16 protein-coding genes and 2 pseudogenes are annotated in these 20,723 nt (G+C 43.4%); 6 read left to right on the top strand and 12 right to left on the bottom strand.

Features of this window, described 5'->3' with window-relative positions:
- Positions 1 to 238: 238 nt before the first annotated feature.
- Positions 239 to 682, bottom strand: a complete 444-nt coding sequence (locus AC1U9Z_RS16630) for a hypothetical protein (RefSeq protein WP_333529132.1) — start codon at positions 680 to 682, stop codon at positions 239 to 241.
- 290 nt (positions 683 to 972) lie between these two features.
- Positions 973 to 1,770, bottom strand: a complete 798-nt coding sequence (locus tag AC1U9Z_RS16635) for a MerR family transcriptional regulator (RefSeq protein WP_333529133.1) — start codon at positions 1,768 to 1,770, stop codon at positions 973 to 975.
- Between the two features lie 163 nt (positions 1,771 to 1,933).
- Here AC1U9Z_RS16635 and AC1U9Z_RS16640 point away from each other — a divergent pair.
- The 4 genes and pseudogenes from AC1U9Z_RS16640 to AC1U9Z_RS16655 form a co-directional block, all read left to right on the top strand.
- Positions 1,934 to 2,092 (top strand): annotated as a pseudogene (locus AC1U9Z_RS16640) (GNAT family N-acetyltransferase); the annotation flags it as partial.
- 65 nt (positions 2,093 to 2,157) lie between these two features.
- A complete protein-coding gene (locus AC1U9Z_RS16645) occupies positions 2,158 to 2,673 on the top strand; it encodes a GNAT family N-acetyltransferase (RefSeq protein WP_333529134.1) in 516 nt (171 codons plus the stop codon).
- Positions 2,674 to 2,723: 50 nt separating this feature from the next.
- Positions 2,724 to 3,146, top strand: coding sequence for an N-acetyltransferase (locus AC1U9Z_RS16650; RefSeq protein WP_333529135.1), 423 nt, complete (start codon positions 2,724 to 2,726; stop codon positions 3,144 to 3,146).
- A 447-nt stretch (positions 3,147 to 3,593) separates the two neighbouring features.
- Positions 3,594 to 3,722 (top strand): annotated as a pseudogene (locus AC1U9Z_RS16655) (DUF255 domain-containing protein); the annotation flags it as partial.
- A gap of 342 nt (positions 3,723 to 4,064) precedes the next feature.
- Here the strand turns inward: AC1U9Z_RS16655 and cutC are convergent.
- Positions 4,065 to 6,449: a choline trimethylamine-lyase gene (gene cutC, locus AC1U9Z_RS16660; RefSeq protein WP_479958385.1), complete on the bottom strand. Its 2,385-nt coding sequence runs from the start codon at positions 6,447 to 6,449 to the stop codon at positions 4,065 to 4,067.
- A 316-nt stretch (positions 6,450 to 6,765) separates the two neighbouring features.
- Here cutC and AC1U9Z_RS16665 point away from each other — a divergent pair, with 316 nt between their 5' ends.
- Positions 6,766 to 8,838, top strand: a complete 2,073-nt coding sequence (locus AC1U9Z_RS16665) for a thioredoxin domain-containing protein (RefSeq protein ID WP_479958386.1) — start codon at positions 6,766 to 6,768, stop codon at positions 8,836 to 8,838.
- Positions 8,839 to 8,895: 57 nt separating this feature from the next.
- On the top strand, positions 8,896 to 10,239 hold the full coding sequence (locus AC1U9Z_RS16670) for an ATP-binding protein (RefSeq protein ID WP_479958387.1): 1,344 nt from the start codon (positions 8,896 to 8,898) through the stop codon (positions 10,237 to 10,239).
- Positions 10,240 to 10,352: 113 nt separating this feature from the next.
- Here the strand turns inward: AC1U9Z_RS16670 and AC1U9Z_RS16675 are convergent, their stop codons facing one another.
- The 9 genes from AC1U9Z_RS16675 to acpS form a co-directional block, all read right to left on the bottom strand.
- Positions 10,353 to 10,742, bottom strand: coding sequence for an XRE family transcriptional regulator (locus tag AC1U9Z_RS16675; protein WP_333529137.1), 390 nt, complete (start codon positions 10,740 to 10,742; stop codon positions 10,353 to 10,355).
- Between the two features lie 96 nt (positions 10,743 to 10,838).
- The gene (locus tag AC1U9Z_RS16680) at positions 10,839 to 12,401 is read right to left on the bottom strand and encodes a methyl-accepting chemotaxis protein (protein WP_479958388.1); all 1,563 of its coding nucleotides are present in this window, start codon (positions 12,399 to 12,401) and stop codon (positions 10,839 to 10,841) included.
- Between the two features lie 105 nt (positions 12,402 to 12,506).
- Positions 12,507 to 13,235, bottom strand: coding sequence for a metallophosphoesterase (locus AC1U9Z_RS16685; RefSeq protein ID WP_479958389.1), 729 nt, complete (start codon positions 13,233 to 13,235; stop codon positions 12,507 to 12,509).
- 109 nt (positions 13,236 to 13,344) lie between these two features.
- The gene (locus AC1U9Z_RS16690) at positions 13,345 to 14,220 is read right to left on the bottom strand and encodes a glycosyltransferase family 2 protein (RefSeq protein ID WP_479958390.1); all 876 of its coding nucleotides are present in this window, start codon (positions 14,218 to 14,220) and stop codon (positions 13,345 to 13,347) included.
- A 128-nt stretch (positions 14,221 to 14,348) separates the two neighbouring features.
- Entirely contained in the window at positions 14,349 to 16,559 is a 2,211-nt protein-coding gene (locus AC1U9Z_RS16695; RefSeq protein ID WP_479958391.1) for a YcdB/YcdC domain-containing protein, read from the bottom strand.
- Between the two features lie 149 nt (positions 16,560 to 16,708).
- Positions 16,709 to 17,284 carry an ANTAR domain-containing response regulator gene (locus tag AC1U9Z_RS16700; protein WP_333529142.1) on the bottom strand — a complete coding sequence of 192 codons (576 nt, stop codon included), beginning with the start codon at positions 17,282 to 17,284 and terminating at the stop codon, positions 16,709 to 16,711.
- Positions 17,285 to 17,298: 14 nt separating this feature from the next.
- Positions 17,299 to 18,411 carry an alanine racemase gene (alr, locus tag AC1U9Z_RS16705; protein WP_479958392.1) on the bottom strand — a complete coding sequence of 371 codons (1,113 nt, stop codon included), beginning with the start codon at positions 18,409 to 18,411 and terminating at the stop codon, positions 17,299 to 17,301.
- 120 nt (positions 18,412 to 18,531) lie between these two features.
- Positions 18,532 to 20,082 carry an NAD(P)H-hydrate dehydratase gene (locus tag AC1U9Z_RS16710; protein ID WP_479958393.1) on the bottom strand — a complete coding sequence of 517 codons (1,551 nt, stop codon included), beginning with the start codon at positions 20,080 to 20,082 and terminating at the stop codon, positions 18,532 to 18,534.
- A 7-nt stretch (positions 20,083 to 20,089) separates the two neighbouring features.
- A complete protein-coding gene (gene acpS / locus AC1U9Z_RS16715; protein ID WP_333529194.1) occupies positions 20,090 to 20,467 on the bottom strand; it encodes a holo-ACP synthase in 378 nt (125 codons plus the stop codon).
- Between the last annotated feature and the right edge of the window lie 256 nt (positions 20,468 to 20,723).

Below are 20,723 nucleotides of genomic sequence, written 5' to 3' on the forward strand. Positions count from 1 at the left end.
GATGATGTTCTAAAAGATGTAGGGGAATTATTTAATATTGATTTTTCCAAAAGGGTACGGAGCCTTGGAGAAATAAAAAAAGTTTTTGCCGGTACCAAAAAGGGTAAAAATACGCTATGATTTTCAGAAAAAGCAAAACAGGGCGTGTTGCAAAACGTTTATTTGAAAACGTAGGGCGACACGCCCTTGATCGTACTTGAACTAATTGCAGCATTCATTTGTAAAAGCCAGAACTTCTTCAGTGCCCTCGAACCTGTCCCCGGTGGGGTAGTGGCATCAATATGGGTGTCGCTATAGAAGGTGAAGTAGTCGCTGGCTCGCTACCAAAAAGAACTGCAGTGGCACCCATGAAACCAGAATAGGTGTAGGTCAGCCCATTACTACTTTCGCAGCCAGGCACGTTGACGGTTACTTGTACTGTTTCTAAACTCGTTGATGGAGGAACGGTAGCGGTAATTTCTGTATCGCTGACCACAGAAAAGGCAAGGGCAGGTTCCGGTAAGGACACAAGACTATCTAGATTCACCTGCAAAGTCAGTTCGGCTAACGTTACAGGAACTTTGGCTATCACCGAACCACCAACCGTAGTAACGGGTAAGGTGATACTGGTGCAACTTGGTTCGGTTTTATTGATCACCTTTACACAGATCACTTTTGCGATTGAGTACTTAAAGGGTGACATAGCTACCCCTCCAAGTATTAGTTTATATTAGCAGGTCATTCCATGATGGCTTCAATGGTTACTGTATGAATGCCTAACACACAAGGACCTTCATTATGGAAAGTCCTTGTGTGTTCCCTACAGCTTTTTAGCAAAGTCTAATTGTACTGGTTATCAATGGCCGGGCAACAGGCCAAGCATCCCAACAAAGAAGAGGCGCGAGCCGAAGTGCTAAGCAAAGAGAAGCTTTTGTAAAGCCAAGGCAGGGAGACTCCGCAGCTTCCCCCTGCCTTTCCTGCTATCCCGCGCAATTACTTTTTGATGGGAAAATAAATTTCGGTTACATATTCACTGGGCGGAACATTGTCGTCGCAGCCTTTGACATACAACTCAAAGGGCGGTCCGGCAACGACATACCCTTCTCTTTCAATCCATTCCATAAGCGCCGTATAGCAGGGAGTGAAATCGTCATAGGGGCCGATATGGGTGGCAAAGCAGCAAAGCCCCGGAGCAAGCTCCCGCAACTGCTCGCCGCTGCCGCCCGCTACCTCCACCCCAACCTCGATATCCGTGCATTCATGATTGAATTCCACGTCATGGTAGACGGACAGGAACGGTCCGGCAGGCTTCAACCGCTTCTTTTCCAACCCAGCGCATAATGCGCCAAAGGCTTCTTCAAAATCCCGGACACTCATTTTCCGTCTTAAGGAATAAATGGTTTTGGGGTGAATTTCCACGGTTTTCACTAAATAATTGGCTTGCATGATATTCTCACACCTTTCTATTTTCTCAATGTCCTGCTCCATTTGCAGCAGGAGGTGCCGCTGATCCTCGATTTGCCGCAGGAACTCCTCTTTTTTGGCTTGCAAGAGTTCGGCCAGGCGACTGTTGTCCCTGGCGGCCAGAACAGCAGCAATCTCAGGCAAGGAAAACAGATACCGCTTCAGCCTCGAAATCAGCAGCATGTCCCGAAGCTGAGAAACCTCGTAATAGCGATAGCCGGAGTCCCTGCTGACAAATCCGGGCTTGAGCAGCCCGATCTGATCGTAATAGCGAAGCGTTTTTGTCGACACCCTGCTGATTCTGGAGAATTCTCCGATTGTTAGCATAGAATCACCACCTCGATGGCATTTGAACATGTTCTCATTGGAGTATACGGCTTCCAGTTAGGGCAAAGTCAAGCGCTCTTTCATATTTTTATAAAATTATTTATCCATCCGACAAAGAGGAAGGGCAAAGGAATTTGCCTATGAATAGTACAAGTATAGTGACCTGTTATTGCTGGCGGACGAGCAGGACGATATGGTAGATGAGTATCTTGAGTGAGGTGAAATATTTGTTTTGCATGACGAAGGAGTTAAAGCCGAATGCGTAGTCACAAAAGAAGCGACTGGGACTTATGAAACAAAAAATATTGCGGTTCAGCCGGATTGCCGATATGATTTATCTGAAAAGGGAACGATGAAACCAAGCTTGAAATTGATTGAGGTGATTCTATGGTTATAAAGCGAGCAACGATTCAAGACGTGAAAACGATCAGTCATATTCATGCTTCCAGTTGGAAAGGCGCTTATAGAGGCATGATTCCCCAACAGTATCTTAATGAATTACAAGATGATTTTTGGGTAGATGCTTTTCAAGGCTGGATTGAGGCTAATACCGTAACTGTACTGCTTATTTATGAACAAGAATCAGCCGTTGGCTGTATTGCCTACGGAAAGTCAAGAGATAAGAAATTGTCTGAATGGGGAGAAATTATTTCGATTTATCTTTTGCCGGAGTATCTTGGAAAAGGATATGGGCATAAACTCTTGAAAGCCGCCCTGGATGATCTGGAAATTGACGGATATAACGACGTTTATTTATGGGTTTTAGAAAATAACGAGACAGCTAAAAAATTTTATGAGCGAAACGGCTTCACGTTCAATAATGAGAAATACTCCTTTGAAATAATGAAGGAGCCTTTTGAAGATATGCGTTATGTTTTTAGTTTCAATAGCATCCAAGTATAAACATGCTTAGAATCAAATGAAGTTGAATTGTTTATAAAATAGGGGTAAATATGATTAGAAGGTTCAAAATTGATGAATTAGACATAGTTATGAAAATATGGCTTGAAAGCAACATAAAGGCTCATGATTTTATTAGCAAAAGTTACTGGCAGGGTAACTATGAAATGGTTAAAGAGATGTTGCCAAATGCAACAATATTCATTTACGAAGATAACAGTATAATTCAAGGATTTGTTGGGTTGATGGAAGGTTATATTGCTGGGATATTTATTAATACAAGTAGTCGATCCCAGGGCATAGGAAAAGCTTTACTTGATTATGTCAAGGCTAACCACTCTGAATTGTCGTTGCAAGTTTATAAAAAGAATGTTCGTGCGATTAAATTTTACCTAAGAGAAGGTTTTTCGATTTCAAAAGAGCAAATTGATGAAAGTACTGGTGAAGTAGAGCTTATAATGAATTGGACAAGATGAATAGCAAGTTATCCGAGCTTGGCCTATATTTTTCTCTATCAAAAATAGGGAGTGTACGGAATTTTGTGTAATTCGTTTGTTGTCGCATAAATTTGGGAAGGCTTATGATGGCTCTTACCTGTCGGGAGGGTAAGACAAATGCTGAGGAGCAACCTGAGCGCCCCACAGGGTTCTGCCGGAGATTAGCTGAGGATATTACTCCTAGCTTTCTTCTTTTTATAGATATAATACTTTGATTTTTTCTATTGCTTCCAACGAAATTATTCTGTACTAAATCACCACTTAATAGCTTTCCAATGTCAACTTCTATCAATTGTAACCAATAAATATAATTATTTAAATCAACGCTCCGTAGAGTTCAGAATAAATCATAATTTATCTTCAAAAATTAAATACCATAATATTGATGAAGCAAAGTATAGCCTGAAATAATGTAAAGGTGTATAAATTATAAATAAGGGACAATCTGTGTTGCAACATGCCTATAATCCTGTAAACTGGTTTTCATGGAGTTGCCATGCTTTTGAAAAGGCTAAGCAGGAAGATAAACCTATCTTCTTATCTATTGGGTATTCCTAGCGTTGGTTATAGTTAAGGCTACTTGACATTGGTGGCAAACGGGTTACTAGAACCAAACAAAAAAGCAAGGCTTTTCACCTTGCCATTCATTGTATTAATGCAAATACTCTTCCTTCCATTAAATTAAGGTCTATTTTTTGCAAATAGCATATGAGCTTGTCTGTATATCGACCTCACTATATACAGTAAATTGTTAGTGTCACTATAAAATAAGCTCCCCCAGAAAGGAGGTGTAAACGTGCACGATATTTGAGCTACCAAGTCCTTCATAAAACCATGATTATATGTTAAATTTCTCTGGGGTGTAGGGAAATGGCCCGAGCATTTTATTCTACTATTTTATTCTACTACTGTACGGCTGATAATTTCATCCTGTACTTCCTTGCAAAGCTCTACAAAAAAGGCACTATATCCAGCAACTCTTACAATAAGGTCGCGATATTCTTCCGGATGAAGTTGAGCTTCTTGTAATGTTTTATTATCCACACAATTGAATTGCATCTGTGCATTACCCATCAACGAAGCAGTGCGTAATAGTGTAATCAATCCAGCCCTGCCTTCCAGAGAACCCAAGAAATTACGGGTTATTTTAAAGTTGTGAGCCATGCCAAGACTCATTGATTCAACATTGATCTTGGATACGGACTTTATGACTGCCGTCGGTCCTTTTTTGTCAGCACCCTGAGAAGGGCTCATAGCATCAGACAGCGGTGCGCCAGAAAGACGCCCATTGGGAGTCGCTCCAATCATCTCGCCAAGTGGTGTATTAAAGGACTGAGATAAAGTGCCATGAATTTGTCTTGCATAAAGTGACTTGTGCTGATTGATTCTTTTTTCTGTATAATCAACAATGTCAGTTGCAATCAGATCAGCATAATCGTCATCATTACCATATTTGGGAACATGAAGGCAGTCGCGGCGTATTTGCTCAAACCCTTCCCAGTTGGCATCAAGGGCTTTCTTTATCTCCTCAAGGGTATACTTTTTATCATCGTAAACCAGTTTTTTTATTGCCGCCATGCTGTCAACATAGGTACCCAGTCCCGCAAAGATTGTTCCCGGTCCTTCATAAAGAACAGCTCCCCCGGCTGTTACATCTTTACCGGTTTGCATGCAGCCATCGACAAACAGTGACATATAAGGAGTAGGCGTAATATCTCTAAAGACCTCCTGAATTAAAACCGTACCCCTTGCATTCATCTCCAGTAGATAATCAAGCTGCCGTTTCACAGCGGCATCAAATTGCTCGTAAGTAGTTAATGCCTCCAGTTCTCCAGTGTCTAGCCACAGTTTACTTCCATAAGACTTAAGAACACCTCGATTAAGTACCATTTCAATCGTAATAGGCCATTGTGTAAATCCACCGGCTGTCCATTGGTGAATACGTCCTGACTTTTGCGGTTCCACACAACCCATTAGGCAATAGTCACGGGCATCTTCAAAATCAAAGCCTTTTCTAAGCATCATTTTAATATGTGCATCATCAAAATGACAAGCAGGCATACCGCCGCTGGCTTTGATAACATCCACAATTTTTTCTAAATAACATTGCGGAGACTGATTGTGTATCCGACAAGCAAGTGTAGGCTGATAAACCTTAACTCTTTCAACTGCATCCATGATCAAATAGGTTAAATCATTGGTGCCGTCTCCGCCTTCCCGTTTCTGTCCACCTACAGTCATATTGATAAAAGGCATATAACCCGCAAAATATTTGGCGGTCGCTCCTGGTGTATACCATATCATTTCCGAGCATTTGATGATGAAACAGCCCATTAATTCGAACGCCTGCTGTTCATTCAGCTTTCCGGTTTTAATATCTGAGGAGTAGCAAGGGAACACATACTGGTCAATACGGCCCAGCGAGGTACTGCATTGATTCTCTTCCATTAAAAAGAGTGACTGTATTGTCCAAATGGCCTGCAATGCTTCGTGAAAGGTTTCCGGCGGATTAGCTGGTACGCGGGCATTGACTTCGGCAATTTTTTCTAACTCGGATTTGCGCTGAGAATCCTGTTCCTTTTCGGATAATTCCCGAGCATATGTGGAAAGACGAACAGCATATGTCAGAATTCCCTCACAGGTTTCAATTGCCGCCTGATAAAAAGAAATTTTATCTTTATCTAGAATATTGTAAGTAGATAAGTCGGCAAGATAAGCTTCCGCTTCAGCTTTTATTCCGTTAATTCCCTTCTTAAAAAGAATAATGTCATAGCCCGGGCTGGTATCCCCACCGCCGCTGGTCATATGGTATGTCAAATCACTGATGCATGCTTGGGCTCCGAATTCCCACAAATCTTCTTTACGAAGCACCTTCTCACATTCTTCTGCTAGAGATTTCCCTTTCCAAAAAGGGAACAACCGCTCTCGCATAATCTTTTTCTCTTCTTCGCTAATGAAATATGGATCTTGTGGTCTTGTACCAATGGTATCAAGTTCATTACGAATCCACTCCCATGCGATATCTGGTGAAAATGCACCAGCACGCGGTTTACCGCAAGGATGACCGACTATAAGCTCATGTTCTTGAATAAGTAGAGGAGCAATTTCACACGCTCTCCGGAATCCTTTTGCCCTCAACACATTTCTTGGAAGATCAGGATATTTCTCAGCAATTTCAGTATATGCCAAGGCACGACCAATGGTAATGCTTGGCTTGGCATCCAAATATGCTTCTTTTAGTATCTGTAATCGTTTTGGTAGATCTGACTTTATCTGTGTCATAAGTTTCCTCCTATCAATACGAATGCTATACCCCCAATATACTCTATTATCCAAATTATAATGGAAAGTTTTGTTTGACTATTGCAATAATTATTATCTTTTATTGCAAATTATTGATTGTATTTTTATTTTATTGCACTTTTGTTACCTTTTGGACTGATATTCTACCTTCAAAGAGATGATGAGTTGCTCTAAAATCCTGGTCTGACGATCGAAAATTTCGATCGTCAGCTACGAAAAACTTTAGCTGGACTATAGTAAAGCAATATGTTTTAAGGGTATTATATTAAAAATATGTCTTTTGGAGGTGCTGCCCTTGCAACTCACAGAGAAGCCCAATAGACTTTTTAATCAAAAAAGTCCTTATTTGTTGCAGCATGCCCACAACCCCGTGGATTGGTTCCCCTGGGGTGCGGAAGCCTTTGCCAAGGCTAAAACTGAAGACAAGCCCATCTTCCTCTCCATCGGCTATTCCACCTGCCATTGGTGCCACGTCATGGAGCGGGAATCCTTTGAATCGGAGGATGTGGCAAAGGTTTTAAATCAACACTTCATTTCGATCAAGGTGGACCGGGAAGAACGACCGGATATTGACCAAATATACATGAACGTATGCCAGGCACTAACCGGGGCAGGCGGCTGGCCTTTAACCATTATCATGACCCCAGAACAAAAGCCATTCTTTGCAGGAACCTATTTCCCGAAACACTCGAACGATGGCCGTCCCGGTCTAATAGGGATTTTAGAGCAAATTTCAGGCATGTGGCAAGGGGAACGCTCCCGCTTGCTGGAGATTGGCGATAAACTCACCCATCATATGCAAGCGGAAGCCACAACCGCACCCGGCCAACTGCCTGCGGATATCCTTGATCAAACCTACCGCCTATTTGAAAAAAATTATGATCAAAGCTACGGTGGTTTTGGCAACGCACCCAAATTTCCAACTCCTCATAATTTAATGTTTTTATTACGTTACTGGTACAAAACCGGCGAAAAAAAGGCTTTGACCATGGTGGAAGAAACCCTGGATGCCATGCACCGGGGCGGCATTTATGACCACATGGGCTTTGGCTTTGCCCGCTATTCTACAGATAAAAAATGGTTGGTGCCGCATTTTGAAAAAATGCTCTATGATAATGCCCTGCTGGCCTTTGCCTTTATGGAAACCTACCAAATAACAAAGAATCCCCGCTTTGGACGAATTGCCAAAGAAATTTTCACCTATGTTTTAAGGGATATGACATCTCCAGAGGGTGGCTTTTATTCCGCCGAAGATGCAGATTCCGAAGGCGTGGAGGGAAAGTTCTATGTCTGGCAGCCAGAGGAAATTACAGAATTACTCGGTTCCATAGATGGCGAACTTTTCTGTGGGTACTATGATATTACAGCTAAGGGTAATTTTGAGGGTGCCGGTATACCAAATTTAATCGGTCAGAATCCTTTGAAGTTTGCTGAGGAATTAGATATTTCTTTAGAAGATTTAGTGGAAGGCCTGGAAATCTGTCGGAAGATATTATTTGAAGCACGGGATAAAAGGATTCATCCCTATAAGGATGATAAGATCCTAACCTCCTGGAATGGTTTGATGATTGCCGCCCTAGCCAGGGGTGCCCAGGTATTTCAAAGTAACCTTTATTTAGGGGCTGCTGAAAAAGCCATGGGCTTTATCTTTGATAAACTACATAGACCAAATGGTCGCTTAATGGCCCGGTATAGGGAAGGTGAAGCAGCCCACAAAGCCTATTTGGATGACTATGCCTTTGTTGTTTGGGCACTGCTGGAACTCTATCAGGCCACCTTTGAACCCCGATATTTGCAAAAGGCAGTGAACCTGACCGAGGATATGCTTGACTTGTTCTATGATAACGACCATGGCGGTTTCTATTTTTATGGTAAAGACAGTGAAGAATTAATCAGTCGCCCTAAAGATACTTACGATGGAGCCATCCCCTCGGGTAATTCAGTGGCCACAGTCAACCTTCTAAAATTGGCTCGGCTAACTGAGAACTCTCGCTACGGAGAACTAGCAAAGCAACAGCTACAGGTCTTTGCCGAAGATCTGGCAAGATATCCGGCTGGTTACTCTTTCTTTATGATGGGTGCCTATTTAGAGCAGGAAGCCCCTCTGGAAATAGTACTGGTGGGAGCCAAAGAAGATCCTGTATTAAAGCAAATGATGATCACCCTACAACAAAGTTTTTTACCCAATGCCTCTGTAACGGTGCGTTATGATGACAATTTTGCCGACCAATGGGGTGAATTATTGCCCTTGATAAAGGATAAGACTCTCGTGGCCGTTAAGACTGCGGCCTATGTTTGTCAAAACTTTTCCTGCCAAGCCCCCGTGACAAAACTTGCTGGGTTGCAAAATCTAGTGTTAAAAAAATAAAGGTCCCCGGTTAAAAAAGGTAGAATAAACTGGGTAGAACACTTTAGGGGGCATAAAATGGATAAGAGTAAAATAGTCAAGCTTCATCATGCACTAAACTGCCTGACTCTATTTCAGGGGATCACTGAGGACAAAGCAATTCAGCACCTTAACAAAATAATTAGCACGATCATGGCTAAGGATGTCTCCTCACCTGTGGATTTATTGGTAGATTACCACAAACTAATCGGCATTTTACTGAAAGAAACCGTAGATCCACAACTTCCAAAAGTGGGTAACCCCTGGCAGAACCATTTTTTAAATCAGGTTCTGTTTAACGATAATTTATATGCTCGGGAATTTGTTGCCCGGCAAAGCCTAATTTCCACTGTTGAGGAAGCCTTTTTACACGACCTTAGAAAATTGCAAGTTATTTGTCTGGAAGGTATGCAAATTTTAGAAGATTTCTTTGGTCAGACACCGGGTGTTTTTCCAGCCACCACCAACCCATTACCCAACACACCGGGAAACCATCCCCTATCCGATCTGCTTATGGAGCTCAAGCAAAAGCTTCTTTCCGGTGAAAGCTGGTCCGATCAGCTAGCCGCCTTTAAAACCTTTTATCAAGCAGCCGGCTTTGGCCAATTTGCCCTTTACCGGGCCTTTCGCTGGGAACCAGGGCCTGCTGGCTTCCACTTGGCTGGGATTGAAAAACCCGATCCCATCCGGTTACAGCAATTAATTGGCTATGAACGTCAAAGAAAACAGGTTTTATCGAATACCGAGCGGTTATTAAATGGACAAGGTGCCCATCATTTACTTTTATATGGGGACAGAGGCACCGGCAAATCTTCTACAGTTAAGGCACTGCTCCATGCATATGGGCCAAAGGGCTTACGCCTGGTGCAGGTTTCCCGTCAAAATTTAGCTGGACTGCAGAGTTTAAGCAGGTATTTAATTAAAGTGCCCCTAAAATTTATAATCTTTATTGATGACTTATCCTTTGAAGAATCCGAAACGGATTACAAAGAATTTAAAACCCAACTGGAAGGCAGCCTTGAACAGCAACCAGCCAACGTCTGCATTTATGTAACTTCGAACCAACGTAATTTGGTAAAAGAATATTTTAGTGATCGACACACCAAGGTCGTTGATGGCGAGGTGCATACCGGGGATACCTTGCAGGAGAAGCTATCTCTAGCTGATCGTTTTGGCATAAAAATTACCTATATGGCCCCAGACAAAGAAGCTTTTCTGGAAATCGTTTGGCAGTTGGCCCTGCAGGAAAAGCTTAACATTGATGAGCCAACCTTAGAACGGCTGGCCCTAAAATGGGTACTCTGGCACAATGAACGCTCAGGCCGTACTGCCAGGCAATTTATCGACCATATTAAAGGCAGGGATGATTTGGATATTTTCTAATACCCGATTATCAATACTTGTCATCCTAGCGAATGACAGAACAAGGGAGTGTTGCTTGCTACTTATAAAGTAGTTTGCAACACTCCCTTTACACATGGCTATTTAGCTGATGGCTAAAAATCCATTTGACTTTCCTGTTCCAACATAACACTGATCATGGCATCCAATTCCTCATCGGTTATGTCTCTTTTGGCCTGCTCTTTGGTAACCCTAAGAAATGGGGCAAGCTCACCATTTAACAATTTTTGCTGATCAAATACATTTAGGCGGGATAGAATTCTTTTCGGGCCAACAACATCATCCCCAAGAAAATAATATACATTAATGCCTGTAGCAAGGGAGATGGCTTGCACAATGGCGATATGGGAAGTTTTCTTGGGGTTAAATTGCTTTAGTCCTTCAATATCCGCCAGCTCTAGCATGGTTCTGCCAGCCAGTTCTTGAATAGACATTTTTCTTAGTTCAAGCATTTCTTCAACCCGTGGAAAAATATTTTTTGCCAATGCAGTTCCTCCTGACAATTTTGTAGTGTTCATTCTTATTTTAATGGTAGGAACCTGCCACTGCAACCCTTGTAGAGGAATACCTTACCTTATGACTTAAACCTTGAACATTTTTACTAGGTTCTGGAATTCATTGCCCATGCGAGCCAAATCCTGCGATGCACTGGCAATTTCCTGAACGGTGGCACTGGCTTGCTCCGTTGCGGCAGCAAGGTTCTGGGCACTGTTGCTATTCTTTTCGGCCCCCTGAGCAATTTCCTTAATGATAATCACAGTTTGCTGCACCTGGTCTAATATTTCTTTTAATGACTGCCCCGCAGAATGAACAACCTGGGTTCCTTCATGGACCTCCTGAACACCCAATTGCATATCCTTAACAGCTTGCCCAGTCTCCTGTTGTATTTGACCAATGATTAGACTAATTTCTTTAGCAGCCTGGGAGGATTGTTCGGCCAACCGCCTTACCTCTTCAGCAACCACTGCAAAACCCCTACCTTGATCTCCTGCCCTTGCTGCCTCTATGGCTGCATTAAGGGCCAGTAAATTGGTCTGATCTGCAATACCAGTAATGACCTCTGTAATTCTACCGATCTCCTGGGAGCGATCACCCAGTTTAACAACCTGTTCGGAACTTTTGTCCACCTTTTGAACAATGGAGTTCATTTTATCCACTGCTTGATTTACAGCTAGGTTACCCTTTTGGGCTGCCTTTTCCACTTCCTGAGAAACACCCACCGCATTGTCTGCACTGGCTGCTTCCTCTGTTGTTATACTGGCCAATTCCGTTGTGGTGCTGGTAATTTCCTCAACCGCAGCACTTACTTCTTGGCTGGCCGCCGAGAGCTGCTGACTATGGGCCGCCAGATTATTGCTCTTATCAACCACTTGCCTGGTCATGTCGTGCAGATTATCCACCATGGTATTAAAGGCTCTGCCCAGTTGTGCCAATTCATCATTACCAACAACTTCTACCCTTTTGGTTAGATCACCCTGGGCAACAATACCCGTTTCCTGCAGCATCCGGTTGATTGGTCTGGTAACTGCCCTGGAAGATAATATACTAAACATGATACCCATCAATATAGCAATTACTCCAAAGACCTGGGCAATTTTTTTGGTTTCAACGCTTATTTGCATGGAACGATTTTCAGCATCTTTACTTTCTTGTTTTTTATAATTAACATAGGCCGTTACTTCTTTCTTTAGTTGGTCGGATAGTTCATCATAACGTTCTTCTTTAATTTTTTTTGCCTGGTCGTTTTGTCCATTCTCCACAAGGGGAATTATTTCAGACATAAAAAGTGTACCCAATTGCTCATTTAATTCATGTACTTTGGTAATTCTATCCAAGTTAATTTTTTGCCTAGTTAGTTTGATGAGTTCTTCCTCTTTTGACAATGTGAAATTTAATTTTTCTTCATAATTTTCTTTGTCTATCGCCTCTCCTGTTATCACATACTCCTTGGCTAGACTATTTTGCTCCTCAATATACATGTCAATGTCTAAGCCTTGCATGGTACGAACGTTATGCTGTTGCAAACCTTCAATTTCCTGAGTAATTTGGTGTACTTTGTAAACCATGGCACCTGCTAACAAACCTGCGAACAACAGGATAACACAGTAACCCAATACAATTCTTGTGGTTAATTTTAATTGCACATGCTCCCCTCCCCGTTCAACTTTTAAAACTTTGATAGGAAATATATGACAAAACCATATCTAAAGTAAGTAATTTTTTCAACTGTTTTGAGTCCTTTTTCATAATTATTTTTCAGTAATCAAAACCGGGTTAAAATTTAAAAAATCAGCACTAACCAAATGAAATTTTATCCCCCAGATTTCATCAGGCAATCGGTAGTTTTTTGCCCGATCATGCAGATGCCCATAAACTACTCTGTTCACTTTAAATTCGCAAAGAATATTGATAAATTCAGAGGGTTCGTGGGTTTCGTTGGTGGGCATAAAATGCATCATTACAATAATTTCATCGGGATTTCCTTGAATACTGCGTAGGGAGTTTTCCAAACGAATTAGTTCCCTTTTGTAAATCTTCTCGTCTTCTTCGGTAAACTGGTGACTGTTGGGGCAGGTCCAGCCCCTGGTACCACAAATAACCGTATCCCCCACAACCATATGGTCATTTTGAATTAATTTTACATTTTGAGGTACAAATTTGCGGGTCTTGGATATCCCCTGCCACCAGTAATCATGATTCCCTGGTATAGCAAAGATGGTTCCTGGCAGCATCCCAAGAAAATCTACATCATAGCGTGCTTCTTCTAACCGGGTGGCCCAGGAAATATCCCCAGGCATTAGTATGATATCTTCAGGAGCTATCTTTTCACACCAATTATTATAAATTTTTTGGTAATGCCTTTGCCACTCTTGGTTAAAAATATCCATCGGTTTGTGCAATTTTACCTCATCCCAGTTTTGGGGATTTACCGGATTTTTAAAGGAAAGGTGCAAATCACTTATTCCATAAAATTTCATTGTACATTTCCCCTTTCCCCGCAAATTCCACTATATGGCAACTGGACATATACATTTTTTGGTACTTGAGCATATCTTATCTCTCTGGTTCTGGGGTTGTCAACCAGGGTTATAAAGGAATTTGAAATTTATTTATAAACCAGTCATCATTGTACTTTCTCCTTTTTAAATACCTTTCCCTCTGTTTTAAAATATTGCTTTCCAATACTAATTCGGAAACCAACATACCAATATCCTTCAAATAGTTGTACATATTAATAACTTGCCCCGCCCTTTGCCAATTAAAATGACTGAAGGCCATGCGAATGCCATTATAAGCATATTCCTCCATGGTAATAGGATAGGGATGCTTACTACGAAAATGGTGTTGTACAACCACCGCCGGATCTACTTCAACCCTATAACCAAATAGCCAGAGCTTCATTGAGAACTCTGCATCTTCAAAACCATAGGTTCGAAAGCCTGTTTCAAATCCTTCCACATCATTAAATACCCTCCTCGTTACCGCCACACAGCCCCCCGGTGCAATGGGTACCTCTGTAATTTCACCGGTACTGGGCAACCACTGAGCCTCCAATTTTTTATTCCAGGTCATACCATAGCCAATGGCATGGGTCATACCCATATTGGCAATTCCCGGTGAAACAGCGCCCGCGCCCCGTTCCAATAGGCCCTCAGCCAATATTTCCAGCCATTCCGGTTCCACAGTTATATGAGCATCACAAAACACCAGTATTTCACCGGTGCATTTCTTAACGCCTAGATTTCTAGCATTGGCAGCCCCAACTCCACTAGTATTAATAAGTTTTACGCCCGGATAATTCTTGCCCTTATTTAAAAATGTGCAGCAACCATCCGTGGAATCGTCGTTAACAACAGTAATATCAAAGGGAATCCTGCAAGGTGTTGACAAGATGGATTCTATCGTTTCCTTAATCCGTTTTCCTTCATTCTTACACGGTATAATGATCGACACTTGGGTCATGTTTTTCCCCCCTAATTGTTCTTTTTATCATTCTATGACCGGGGGAACGCTGTTTATTATTCAACAAAAATTTAAAAAGTGAGCGTCACTTGCTACCCAAAAGCAGCTTTGCGACACCCACTTAACAATTATTTTTGAACTTTTAACATCCGAACCAGGGAGATGGCTGCATGACCCCGGCTGACCTTTTCATTCGGAACATAGTTTCCTTGATTGTCAGTCTGGAGACCCAGTCCAAGGCTCAGTGCTGCATAACCCCTTAATTGGTCTGGTACTAGCTGGGCATCTCTGGTTGGCAGGGTATATATCTGGGCAAGCTTGGCAACGCCATCATAATCCAAGGTATTAATCATCAGTTTTGCCAATTCCAGCCTGGTTAGTTCCTTAGCCAAATCCTTGGTGTCATCCGGCTGAATAATACCTAGGCTGACCGCAGCGTTAAGGAGACGCTTTTTCTCTTCCTCCTTGTCCTTACCTTCCTTTAACAAATCATAGGGTCCTGACACATACCAACCCCGGCTGGCTACTAACATTTCCAATGCCTCAATCTTAGTTATATTGCGGTCTGGGTAAAACTTTCCATCGGCGGCTTTGACAATATTAGCCTTAGCCAATTGCTTAATGGCCTCTGCCCCAGGGTGGCCACTGATATCTGTAAAATCCGTCGTTTCTTTGGGAGCAATGACGTCGCCCCTGGTATTTAGGTATTGTCCGGATTTAGCATCCAGCAGATAAGAAGGGCGATCCTTCAGCCTGTATACCAGATTAACCTTTGGTTGATTAGCACCCCTATCGGTATTGATATACTCCAGCCCCAGGCCACCGCCACTTAAAAATATGGAAGAAGCCTTGGCGTGGCCTATCTCTTGAGATTTATCGGGAAATTTAACATCCCACCAGTTCATTTGGTAGTTGGTAATCTCCCCGGTATTGCCGTCAACTTCAATTTCAAAACCATTGTTTGTAAAAGGTATCCCATTTACAACCCGGAGGTAGGAGAAATGATAGTTTCGCGTAATCCCTTTTTCCAGATAATCACTGTTCAGGCTATTATCCAGCTTTATCTCTGCCAGTCGCTTCGGCTGCTGCTTTTTAATAAAGTCTTCAGCCTTTTGTCTGGCTTGCTCCACGCTAACGGCAGGTGCCGCTGTCTTTCTTTCATCAAAGCCCTTTTTCCAAATGTTGTAATAAACAAGCTCACCGGTTACAGCATTAACTGCCGCACTGATACTTTGCACATCTGTTGTATTTTTTTCATTGTTCCAGTGGAAAGTCCATTGTTTTTGTTCTGGATATTGATAATCCTGATTTAGCCTACTTTCCGTCAGCTTTAATTCAGCGGGCACGGAAACAATATTTTTCACCTTGTCCATGGCCTTTTCTGCACTGAGAAGGTTCTTTATTTTATCAACTTCTGCCTGCTCGGCTGGTGTCATTTCATTTCTGCTGGCACTTTCCTTTTGGGCTTCTCCACCCATAGCACGGTCATAACCCTCATATAATTGACCCTCAACAACCTTACCGGTAAAGGCATCAACCATTAAATTGGCACCTTTTTTCACTCGATACACCAACTTGACCGGCGTATCCTTGGCACCGTTTGTCCAGGGTCGGTAATAAACCAGCTCTATGTTTTGGCCGATGACCTTTTCGGCTTCAGTTGGTGAGATCCTACCAGCGGCAGAGGGGAAGCTGGTCTTTTCGTCCCAGTTAAGGCCAAAACCTAACAGTTCACCCGTGTCGCCGCTTATACGAATATAGATATTGTTGCCGGGAAAGACAATACCATTGGCAACTCGGTTAAAGTTATAATAGTATTCCACTGGCCCCCTATCGCCAAAGCCATAAAAGGGTTGATCCTGATTCGAGACCAATTTTATTTGGCCAGCGTAAGCAGGCAATAATTTTTGTATCCATTCCTTAGCAAATTTGGCCGATTCATCGTAGGAATAACGGGGTAAACCACTGTACTTTTGGCCCGGGGGCAATTCTTCCCAACGATCCATGCCGAATATTTCCCCAGTTGCAGCATTAACCCGCACGGAAATATTTCCCCGGGGTTCGGCACTGCGTGTCCAATTAAGATGCCACTCGGCTCTCTCGCCGTAGGTATTAAAGCCACTTTCAAACCGCTCATAGTCATTGGAAATAGCAAAGGTATCCTTCGCCTTAGCGATGGCCTGATCCAAGGGAAACTTAGCCTTAGCCAGGTCTCCGTCAACTGATGAAGATTTTGTAGCAATGACAGCGGACCTTTCCTCCGCAAAGGCAGCAGGATTAAACATTAAGCCACCGACAAGACAACCAGCCACAATTGCACTGATTATTTTTTTAGCCAAGCATATTCACTCCTTAACCGATCTTTATTATATAGACGTTCCACCTATCCTTCGTGTAACTGGTTAGCCAAAATATTCTTTTAGGAAAAAAAGACAAGGGTTCAATCCCCTGTCGCTCCTTCTTTAGCCATCTTTCAGTTTGCTAACAGCTAAGGGCATTTGCCGTAGGTGTTAATAACGGCCTCCGCAACGGATTTAATGGAAGTTCTTTTCTTCATTGCTGTATGCTGAATGGCCTTATAGGCTTGTTCTTCGGAAAAGCCCTTTTGTTTTATCAGCAGCCCCTTCGCCCGCTCAAGAATTTTACGGGTCTTTAGGGTCTCCTGCAATTCATTAAGCTGCTGCTGCAGCTGTGAAAATCGCTTATATGAGGAAACAGCCGCTTCGATGGCAGCATAAACCTGATCCTCCAGGTAGGGTCGCATTAAAAATGCTGCAGATACATCCCTTGCCCTTTCTACAAGGCCCTTATTACCTTGGGAAACCAACAAAACCACCGGGGCCAAGTTTTCTTCGCAAATAATTTTTGCCACCTGCATACCATCCAACACGGGTAGGTAATCATCTAATAGGACAACCTCTGGTGATGTAGATCGAACCGCTTTTAGCGCATCCATGCCGCTGGTTGCCTCTGCTATCACCCGATAACCAAGGCGTTTAAGAGTTTGCTTCAATTGATGTAATTCTGTGTTGTCGCCGCAGGCCATGACAATCCTTCTGTCCATAGTTCATCTCCCGGTCAACTCATATATACCCTTGGTACCCTGCTACCTACCCAGCAGACCACTTCATAATTAATGGTCCCCAGCCATGCTGCCATTTGCTCAACTGGTAATTCAGCAACCCCAAAAATGACAACTTCATCATGAATTTGTACCCCAGTAATCTTACCGACATCAATCATGCATTGGTCCATGCAAATTCTACCAATCACCGGGGCCCTCTTACCTTTAACTAGAACTTCTCCTTTAGAGGATAATAACCGGGGATAGCCATCTGCATAACCAATGGGAAGGGAAGCAATCACCGTTTCCCTGGGAACAGTGTAGGTACAGCCATAGCTAATCTTTGTGCCAGGTCCTACATGCTTAATATGGGCAATGCGTGTCTTTAAGGTCATGGCAGGTTGCAAAGCAATCTTATTTTTGTCCACCTCTTCGGATGGATAAAGGCCATACATAATAATCCCGGGCCGCACAAGATCCAAATGAGTCTCTGGGCATTCCATGATGGCTGCACTGTTGGCACAATGCCGTAAGGAGAAGCTGATTCCCATTTCCTGAAGCTGCTGCAATACAGACATAAACCTTTCAAATTGCCCGCGGGTATAGCTTTTGTCCTCTGCATCGGCGGTTGCAAAATGGGTATAGATCCCCTCGGCATTTAGACCCGGCAGGTTGTAGGCTGCGGCAACTGCGGCTACCCCTGTCGTATCGGGGGTAAAACCAAGCCGCCCCATACCGGTATCTACCTTAAGGTGTACAGTGGCTTTCATTCCTTTGCTGCAAGCCACGGCAGATATTTGCTCGGCTAAATCGGATCTAAACACGGTTAAACAAATATTCAGATCCAAAGCATCACTAATTTGATCTGGAGAAATGTATCCTAAAATTAGTATCGGCACTTGGATGCCAGCCCTACGGAGTTCTTGAGCCTCTGATAATCTTGCTACACCAAGCCTTGTGGCTCCTGCAGCCAATGCCGCCTGGGCCACCGGCACAGCACCGTGTCCATAGCCATTGGCCTTAACCACAGCCATAATTTCCTTATTTGGTCCAATTACTCTGCGGACCTCTCTAATATTATGTCTGATGGCTTCTAAGTTAATCTCTGCCCATGTGGGTTCCAACATTGATAAACGCCACCATCCTATTTTTTCCTTTATTTTAGCATAAATAAAAAGAAATTGCTTGCCACCGACCAAGCAATGTCTGTATTTCCTACATACCCTGCGTTAGTAATTTAGATCAACTTAACCTTCTATTTCTTTAAAAGCTGCGGATAAATAATTTACAATATCTCCGGCCAAAGTACTGGCTTGGCTTAACTCTTGGGCTGCCAAATCTCCGGCAGAACCATGCAGATACGCTCCGGCAGCGGCTGCCTGGAAAGGAGTAAACCCTTGGGCTAGCAAACCTGTAATCAAACCAGTTAACACATCACCGCTGCCACCAGTAGACATGCCAGGATTACCCGTGGGGTTGATACCAATCTCTCCTGCGGGGGAAGCAATGATGGTCTTTGCCCCCTTTAGTAAAACAACGGATTGCCACTTCTTTCCCGCGGCACTGGCTAGCTCAAGCCGCCTTTCCTGTACTTCAGGGCTGGTTAACCCTACTAAACGAGCCATTTCGCCGGGATGGGGTGTCATTATAACTGGTACCTGTAGGCCTTCCAAAACGGCAGTATCCCCTGCCAGAGCGTTTAAGGCATCTGCATCCAACACCACGGGAATGGTCAGCCGGGTCAGCAAATTGCGTACAAATTCCACTGTCTCTGGGTGTGTACTAAGTCCTGGACCAAGGGCCAGGACATTTGCGGCTTCACAGGCCTCTAAAACTGGTTCTACGGCAGTGACTGCCAGGGTTCCCGCCTCGGTTTCCGGCAAGCCACTGGTCATTGCTTCATCCAGGGTGGCGGCCACTAAAGGCTGTATACTTTTGGGTACTCCAAGGGTGACCAACCCGGCACCACTCCTTAATGCTCCCCGGGCTGTCATACGGGCGGCCCCAGACATATTTCGAGAACCTGCCACAATGAATACATGGCCATAGCTTCCCTTATGGCTATCCTGCTTTCTGGGCTTAAACCATTGAGAAATCAATTGTCTTGTAAGTAATTGTCTGGAGATATTCTTATTTTCGATTAAATCCTTTGGTAAGGAAATATCCACCACGTGCAGTGTGCCGGCAATGGATGCACCTGGTTCTACCACTAAGCCTAGTTTTGGCAATCCAAAGGTTACGGTATGATCTGCCTTCATGCAGGGACCCTGAGCCTTTCCCGTGTCGGCCTCCAGGCCTGAGGGAATATCCACCGCCAGTACAGCAACCGGACTGGTATTGACCAGATTAATCACCCTGGCCACCTTTTCATTTACTGTACCACGGAACCCAGTGCCATACAGGGCATCAATAACTAAGTCGGTATTTAATAAAGCCACCTTGACAATGTTGATACCATTAACCTGGTTGACTTGATAAACAGGTTGTCCCATCTTTTGCCAGACGGTTAGGTTAACCTTTGCATCCCCCTGAAATTCCTCAGGATCTGCCATTAGCAGGACCTTTACCTGAGCACCCAAGTTGTACAGATGTCTCGCAATTACCAGTCCATCCCCACCATTATTCCCTTTGCCAACTAGAATCGTGAATACCTTATCAGCAACCTGGGGAAAGATCCTTTGAATGATCCTAATCACCTGCAAACCTGCATTTTCCATTAGAACAATGCCAGGTATACCGTACTCCTGTATGGCCTGACGATCAATTTCTCTCATCTCTGCTGCTGTCACTACACGCACAATTATCCTATCCTTCCTTTTCTTTGCCAACTGCCACCGCAAAGGCCACAGCCCTGCCACGGTCATGGGAAATACTTACCAATACCCGATGAATGCCCCTTTTTTCTGCTATTTCTAAAGCTGGGCCGGAAAATTTCACCTCTGGCTTACCCAGGTAATTGGGTAAAATCTCAATATTGGTCCATCTCATTTCCCTTAGGCCAGTCCCCAGGGCCTTCATTATTGCTTCTTTGGCCGCAAAACGCCCGGCCAAGGAGTGTATTTTTCCTTGACAGTACTTCTGTTCCGCCGCAGTAAAGACACGGTCTAAAAACTGCTGTCCAGAACGGCTGACGGCCAACTCAATTCTTTCTATTTCAATAATATCCGTTCCAATCCCCTTCATCATACCACCTTCCCCCCTGATATTTCCACATGACCCGGGATAGTTCCTTTCGCAAACGATGACATGCTTTAGCATAAAAAGTTAAATTTTGTTACTTTTTACTAGCAAAAATCTAAAAGGGGCTGTCGCAGTAAGCCAGCCTGGAAAACAACAAAAGACGGCGACTGGCAGATGCCAGAAGCCGTCTTTTGTTGTAAAATATAGTTGTGAACAAAACTTTACAGCCAAATTATACATTAACCGGGAATGTATATCA

The sequence above is a fragment of the Desulfotomaculum sp. genome (genome assembly GCF_982386235.1).

Coding starts and splice junctions, on each gene's coding strand:
- AC1U9Z_RS16650 (WP_333529135.1), top strand. CDS start 2,724: ATGATTAGAAGGTTCAAAATTGATGAATTAGACATAGTTATGAAAATA.
- AC1U9Z_RS16670 (WP_479958387.1), top strand. CDS start 8,896: ATGGATAAGAGTAAAATAGTCAAGCTTCATCATGCACTAAACTGCCTG.
- AC1U9Z_RS16685 (WP_479958389.1), bottom strand. CDS start 13,235: ATGAAATTTTATGGAATAAGTGATTTGCACCTTTCCTTTAAAAATCCG.
- AC1U9Z_RS16630 (WP_333529132.1), bottom strand. CDS start 682: ATGTCACCCTTTAAGTACTCAATCGCAAAAGTGATCTGTGTAAAGGTG.
- acpS (WP_333529194.1), bottom strand. CDS start 20,467: ATGAAGGGGATTGGAACGGATATTATTGAAATAGAAAGAATTGAGTTG.
- cutC (WP_479958385.1), bottom strand. CDS start 6,449: ATGACACAGATAAAGTCAGATCTACCAAAACGATTACAGATACTAAAA.
- AC1U9Z_RS16700 (WP_333529142.1), bottom strand. CDS start 17,284: ATGGACAGAAGGATTGTCATGGCCTGCGGCGACAACACAGAATTACAT.
- AC1U9Z_RS16645 (WP_333529134.1), top strand. CDS start 2,158: ATGGTTATAAAGCGAGCAACGATTCAAGACGTGAAAACGATCAGTCAT.
- AC1U9Z_RS16690 (WP_479958390.1), bottom strand. CDS start 14,220: ATGACCCAAGTGTCGATCATTATACCGTGTAAGAATGAAGGAAAACGG.
- alr (WP_479958392.1), bottom strand. CDS start 18,411: ATGTTGGAACCCACATGGGCAGAGATTAACTTAGAAGCCATCAGACAT.
- AC1U9Z_RS16635 (WP_333529133.1), bottom strand. CDS start 1,770: ATGCTAACAATCGGAGAATTCTCCAGAATCAGCAGGGTGTCGACAAAA.